Source organism: Oceanobacillus caeni, assembly GCF_042678465.1.
In the GTDB taxonomy this organism is placed as follows: domain Bacteria; phylum Bacillota; class Bacilli; order Bacillales; family Amphibacillaceae; genus Oceanobacillus; species Oceanobacillus caeni.
On record NZ_JBHTKV010000019.1, the window covers coordinates 64,039 to 70,607 of the forward strand.

The window sequence follows — 6,569 nt, forward strand, 5'->3', positions numbered from 1 at the left end:
CGTTCCCTTCTCCCTTTTAATTGTAACTTACTTTTTTAATGTATAGGTTACATCCTCCTTTCAATTAAAAGCAAATGAACCACAACTTTGCCACAATTTTTTAGTACAAAAATCTTTCTTGTCTTGGGCTTTGATTTCTCGCTCTACCATACTGAATTGCATAAGTGTTGCTAAGGTAGAGGCCAAGTTGTCTAAGATGATGGAAAAGCTAGAAGAACATTATTCTTCTAGCTTTTCATGAAAACTTATGAAAGGAGAATAAAATCGCCTTTATTACTTAAACCGATTTTCACTTTCTGTCCTTTTTCTATCGTTCCTTTTAGCATTTCTTCAGATAATAGATCCTCGATATTCTTTTGAATGGATCTACGTAATGGACGTGCCCCATATTCAGGATCAAATCCCTCGCTAGCAATCTTTTCAATTGCCTTATCAGTAAGGGAGAGGTCTATTTCTTGTTCATATAATCGGTCATGTAACTGTTTAACCATAAGCGTAACAATATCTTTCATATGCTTTCTTTCCAAGGAATGGAAGACAATTGTCTCGTCAATACGGTTTAAAAACTCTGGACGGAATGCTTTCTTTAGTTCGTTCATTACTTTAGATTTCATATCTTTATATTCTTGGTTGTCATCTTCCATTGCAAAACCAACATATTTATTTCGTCTCAATTCGCTTGCACCAACATTAGACGTCATAATAATAATTGTATTTCGGAAATCAACTAGACGGCCTTTCGAATCTGTTAAACGACCATCTTCTAATACTTGCAGTAAAATGTTAAACACTTCTGGATGTGCCTTCTCAATTTCATCAAGTAAAACTACAGAATATGGTTTACGACGTACTTTCTCAGTTAATTGTCCACCCTCTTCATAACCTACGTATCCAGGAGGTGAACCAACTAAACGTGCTGTCGCATGTCGTTCCATATATTCGGACATATCGATTCGAATCATAGCATCTTCATCAGCAAACATCACTTCAGCCAAAGCTCTAGCCAATTCTGTTTTACCAACTCCTGTTGGACCTAAGAAGATAAATGACCCGATAGGACGTTTTGGATCTTTTAACCCCGCACGTGCTCTACGAATGGCTTTAGAAATAGCTACAACTGCTTCTTCTTGACCGATTACACGTTTATGCAAAGTTTCTTCCATATTTAGTAGTCGATCACTTTCATCCTTAGTTAATTTAGAAACAGGAACCCCAGTCCAGCTTGAAACAACGCTAGCAATATCGTCTATTGTAACTTTAGAATCCATTTGTCCTTGTTTTTCTTTCCATTCTTTCTTCGTCTGTTCTAATTCCTCACGATAACGCTGTTCAGAGTCCCGTAAGGATGCTGCTTTTTCAAACTCTTGACTCTGAACTGCTGCATCTTTTTCTTTCCGAACCTCTTCTAATTTATGCTCCAATTCCTTTAAATTTGGTGGAATGGTATATGAGCGTAGGCGGACTTTAGAGCCAGCTTCATCTATTAAATCAATTGCTTTATCAGGAAGAAAACGATCTGTAATATAACGATCCGATAGGGTAGCAGCCGCTTCAATTGCATCGTCTGTAATCGTCACTCGATGGTGTGCCTCATAACGATCGCGTAATCCACCTAAAATCTGAATGGTTTCCTCCACAGACGGCTGATCTACTTGAATTGGTTGGAATCTACGTTCTAACGCTGCATCTTTTTCAATATATTTACGGTATTCGTCTAATGTTGTAGCTCCGATACATTGTAACTCTCCACGAGCAAGGGATGGTTTAAGTATGTTGGACGCATCAATTGCTCCCTCTGCTCCACCGGCTCCAATTAGTGTATGTAATTCATCGATGAATAAAATAATATTACCAGCCTGACGGATTTCTTCCATTACTTTTTTCAAGCGGTCCTCAAATTCACCACGATATTTGGTCCCCGCGACAACAGTACCCATGTCTAAAGTCATAACGCGTTTATCACTTAATGTTTCTGGAACCTCGTTATCTATTATTTGTTGTGCCAATCCTTCAGCAACAGCCGTTTTCCCTACACCAGGTTCACCGATTAGCACAGGGTTATTTTTTGTTCTTCTACTTAATACCTGAATAACACGTTCAATTTCTTTTGCTCGACCAATAACTGGATCAATTTTTCCGTCTCGAGCACTTTGGGTTAAATCTCGCGCTAAAGAATCTAATGTTGGTGTATTAGCACTTGATTGCTGGCCCCCTCTACCTTGTCGGCCGGCTTGTGATTCATTGCTACCTAATAATTGTAGGACTTGTTGTCTTGCTTTATTTAAACTAACTCCAAGGTTATTTAAAACTCTTGCAGCAACACCTTCACCTTCACGAATAAGGCCTAATAGGATATGTTCAGTTCCAACGTAGGAATGACCTAACTTCCTAGCCTCATCTTGTGAAAGCTCTACAACCTTTTTTGCGCGAGGTGTATAATGGATGGATTGCATAGGTTGTTTACCAACACCTATTAACTTTTCCACTTCCTCTTGAATTTGGCTAATCTCTAGGCCTAATGATTGTAAAGCTTTTGCAGCAATTCCATCTCCTTCACGTACAAGTCCTAAAAGGATATGCTCAGTTCCTATATTATTATGACCAAGGCGAACTGCTTCTTCCTGGCTTAACGCTAGTACTTTTTGTGCTCTCTCAGTAAATCTTCCAAACATCATAATAGCTTCCCTCCTAATTCTCTAACTGTAATCTTTCACGGATGAGTGACGCCCTAAGTACATCACGTTCTCGGGATGTTAATGTTTTCTTTGCATAGTGTTGAAGAAATCCTGGTTGTATAAGTACCATCAACTCATTAAGTATATTTCTAGAGGTATCTTTAATGATACCTAAATCTATTCCTAATCGCACGTTTGATATGCAATTAGATGCCTCTTTTGATTCGATTATTCTACTATAGGCTAGCACACCATAAGAACGAAAGATGCGGTCTTCTAATGCGGTAGGCGACTCCCTCATAATTAAATCTCTTGCATTTCGTTCATGATCTATTAGCTGATTTACTACACTTTCCAGATCGCCTACAATATCTTGCTCCGATTTTCCTAATGTGATTTGATTAGAAATTTGGAAAATATTCCCTAGCGCTTCACTGCCCTCACCATAAATTCCTCGAACAACTAGCCCCAACTGGTTAATAGCTGGCATCATTCGATTTATTTGTCCTGTGAGAGCAAGTGCTGGTAAATGCATCATAACAGAAGCACGCATCCCTGTACCAACGTTGGTTGGACAGGTTGTTAAATACCCTTTATTTTCATCAAAAGCATAATTTACCTTTTCTTCTAACCAATCATCTATTTCAAATGCTTTATCTAAAGCATGACGTAACTGTAAACCAGGAAAATAAAGCTGGATACGAAGATGATCCTCTTCATTTACCATAATAGATACTTGTTCATTTTCAGAGATTATTACTGCCGATTCATTCGTATGTTTAGCAAGATTAGGGCTTATTAAGTGCTTTTCTACTAAAACTCGCTTTTCAATAGCAGTTAATTCTCTAATAGGGATAAATTCAAAATTATGATAACTATTAAATGACTTGTTTGCATATTCTTTTTCAATAAGTTTCCTTACTTCTGCCAGTTTCTCCTCTTCAGCAATAATAGGATAAGGTATACTTGCTATATTTCTTGCTAGGCGAATGCGGCTACTCATTACAATATCACTACTCGGCCCTTCTTCACGCATCCAAGGGCTAATAGCATCATTCATAAAATGTTCGAGTGTCATGCATTATCACCTGCTTCTTTATCTCTTATATTAGCTTCAAGCTCCTTTATTTGATCCCTTACTTTAGCTGCCTCTTCAAATGCTTCATTTTCTATCAATTGCTGTAATTGACTCTTGTAATGGTTCAACTGACGTTTCATTTGTATATCATTACCTGCACGTTTAGGTATTTTTCCATAATGTTTTGTATTACCAGCATGAACACGTCTTAATATTGGATCTAATTTATCCGAAAATGTTTCATAACAAGTAGCACATCCAAACTTGCCAACTTGCTTAAATTGAGCAAATGTCATTTTACATTGTGGGCATTGCAGATCTTTCACTTTCTGCAAAGTTGGATTATCTATTTTCGACGTATCAAAATTAAAAAGACCTGATAATAAATTATGAAGAGAATAAGCTTCTTCCTCTGGATACGTCACATAACCTTTTTCTTTTGCACATACATTACATACACTTATTTCCGTCTTTTTACCATTAATAACTTGTGTAAAATGCAGTGTCGCTGGACGTTTATGACATTCTTGGCATTCCACTGTTTCTTCCCCCTTTACAACTACTGGTATTAGAAAACTTGGCATCCGCCAAGCCTTTCGGTGGATGGCTTAGTTGCACTTATGCAGACGGGAAAGATTTTATACTTTCCTACCTGCCAAGGTAATTCCCTTTGTATAGTAAATTTAAACTAAAAATACTTTAGTTGTGATAACATAGCGGTTAAGATTCTGGAACGTATTTCATCTCTTAACGGAAGGTTAAATGCTAAAGTGGTACGTTCCATGGCACTTAGCATAATTTTCGCCTCTCGTTCCGTTATAATTTCCTCTTCTAAGAGTCGATCTAGTATGTCAGTAGCCGATCGTTGGGATATAGTTGGATTAGCCATTTCAATAATCTCATCAATTAATGTAGATTTATCCTTATGCCTCACTCGCATAATACGAATGTATCCTCCACCACCACGTTTACTCTCTACAATGTAACCTTTTTCTAACGTAAAACGAGTATTAATAACATAATTAATTTGTGATGGAACACACTGGAAGCGATTGGCGACTTCACTTCTCTTTATTTCAATTGCATTTTGGCCTTTCATTTGAAAAACAGTTTTTAAATATTGCTCAATGATATCTGAGATATTACTCATCAGATCCATCCCCTCTTGCACGTTGTTAATGTCAGTATTTTCAATGCATTTGACTTTGACTATCTTTGACTATACTCTTATTATACGCCAACATTTTTGAGATGCAAATACCTTTTATATATTTTAGACAAAATTATTGAAAACAAAACCTTACACCTAATTATACGTGTAAGATTTTTAGAATCAAAAGCGGAAACTCCCTTACAGCACGTGTTCAAAAGGAAGGATAAGAGTCGGCTAAGAACTAACGTACTATTGAAACGCTACCCAACACAGGGGTATGTCGACGACGTTACCGCAAAGATTGTTTTAGTCGGCCCTCCTTTAATTCGGTTCTAGTGCGTCGGGAGTCGAGACAGCGAATTCCCCGGTACAGTTAATACGTGAGGAATGGAAAAGCGAGCTAAGGGAGGACACACTAAAGCTGGACGTGACTTTTCTTAAAAAAATATAATAAGCTAAATTAAAGCTTAATTATGATATGTTTCGTACCCCTGTTAATCTTGATAATTCATCATAAAGTTTTATTTTATCGATTCTTTTGTTCCTTTCAACTTTAATTTGAACATTTCTCATTCTTTTCTCAATATTAGTAATTTCAATAGAAAGAATTTTTACATCAAATTGTTCAAATAAATTTACTAATAAACTCAGATTCGTATTATGGTCAATAGTAATATTTACGGAAGAGAAGGAACGCCTGCTTTGAAATAACTTTTCAAAGTTATTCAGGAATACTAAGCTAATTAATATAATTAATGTAGCTAATATAGCCGCACCATACATACCTAATCCAACAACTAATCCTAAACCTGCCACTGTCCAAATAGACGCTGCCGTAGTTAAACCTCTTATTGTTCCACCGTAAACGATAATCGTACCTGCCCCTAAAAATCCGATACCACTAATTACATATGAAGGTATTCGTGCAGGGTCGAAACGTATATTACCATAAGTATCAATTAATGATGAAAAACCATAGAGCGACATTAACATCATTAAACAAGAACCAACACCTACTAAAATATGTGTACGGAAGCCAGCAGAATGATTATTCATTTCTCTTTCAAAGCCAATAAGTCCTGATAGAAGAAGTGCAATTAGTAAGCGAATTGCTATAACATAAAAGTCCTCTCCTAATATTTGATTTACGTAAACTATAGGAAATCCCCCTATCTAAAAGATATAATAACAAAACAACTCTAAAGATAGAGTGGTATTAAAATTTATGTGTCAATCCTTAATTTTATGCTGTCTTATTATAATTAGGTTCCCTGTTATCGACTTAGTATAAAGAAGACTTCCATCAGTGGAGGTTTTCCTTCATCCCCACTAATGGTTAGTCGCACTTATCAGACCTTTACACGCAGTTGATCTCCCACCTGCCTTCTTTGTTCCCAGAAATTTGAGGAGGAAGGCTTACTACCCGTTTAAATGGGATAAATTCCTTTCCTGTTACCAGAGCGTTAATACAATACTAAATATTTTTTAATACTGTGGTGAAACCCTTTTTATGTATCGCTGGGCGCTGGAGCCGGACGTGGCCTATTCTGAATAATTATCCACATGCAGCAAATTTTATAATTTCCCACTAGCGTTGCATAAAAAATAATTATAGAAGTCAACCATTTAATTTGTGTCTTTGATTTGAATGTTGAAATTTTCT

At 36.6% G+C, this 6,569-nt stretch carries 5 protein-coding genes; all 5 read right to left on the reverse strand.

Features of this window, described 5'->3' with window-relative positions; translation table 11 throughout:
• Window positions 1-245: 245 nt before the first annotated feature.
• The 5 genes from clpC to ACFQ18_RS13450 all read right to left on the reverse strand — a co-directional run bounded on the left by clpC (window position 246) and on the right by ACFQ18_RS13450 (window position 5,962).
• Window positions 246-2,675: an ATP-dependent protease ATP-binding subunit ClpC gene (gene clpC / locus ACFQ18_RS13430; protein ID WP_047185928.1), complete on the reverse strand. Its 2,430-nt coding sequence runs from the start codon at window positions 2,673-2,675 to the stop codon at window positions 246-248.
• 13 nt (window positions 2,676-2,688) lie between these two features.
• The gene (locus ACFQ18_RS13435) at window positions 2,689-3,753 is read right to left on the reverse strand and encodes a protein arginine kinase (RefSeq protein WP_204798455.1); all 1,065 of its coding nucleotides are present in this window, start codon (window positions 3,751-3,753) and stop codon (window positions 2,689-2,691) included.
• Window positions 3,750-4,292 (reverse strand): UvrB/UvrC motif-containing protein, encoded by a 543-nt coding sequence (locus ACFQ18_RS13440; protein ID WP_047185930.1) that lies wholly within the window; start codon window positions 4,290-4,292, stop codon window positions 3,750-3,752. Before ACFQ18_RS13440 ends, ACFQ18_RS13435 begins: the two co-directional genes overlap by 4 nt.
• A gap of 149 nt (window positions 4,293-4,441) precedes the next feature.
• Window positions 4,442-4,903 (reverse strand): CtsR family transcriptional regulator, encoded by a 462-nt coding sequence (locus ACFQ18_RS13445; protein ID WP_047185931.1) that lies wholly within the window; start codon window positions 4,901-4,903, stop codon window positions 4,442-4,444.
• A gap of 474 nt (window positions 4,904-5,377) precedes the next feature.
• Window positions 5,378-5,962, reverse strand: coding sequence for an MgtC/SapB family protein (locus tag ACFQ18_RS13450; RefSeq protein ID WP_240473227.1), 585 nt, complete (start codon window positions 5,960-5,962; stop codon window positions 5,378-5,380).
• Window positions 5,963-6,569 lie beyond the last annotated feature (607 nt).

Excerpts from the sequence above, each read along its gene's own strand:
- clpC (WP_047185928.1), bottom strand. The coding sequence starts at position 2,675 with ATGATGTTTGGAAGATTTACTGAGAGAGCACAAAAAGTACTAGCGTTA.
- ACFQ18_RS13435 (WP_204798455.1), bottom strand. The coding sequence starts at position 3,753 with ATGACACTCGAACATTTTATGAATGATGCTATTAGCCCTTGGATGCGT.
- ACFQ18_RS13445 (WP_047185931.1), bottom strand. The coding sequence starts at position 4,903 with ATGAGTAATATCTCAGATATCATTGAGCAATATTTAAAAACTGTTTTT.
- ACFQ18_RS13450 (WP_240473227.1), bottom strand. The coding sequence starts at position 5,962 with ATGAATAATCATTCTGCTGGCTTCCGTACACATATTTTAGTAGGTGTT.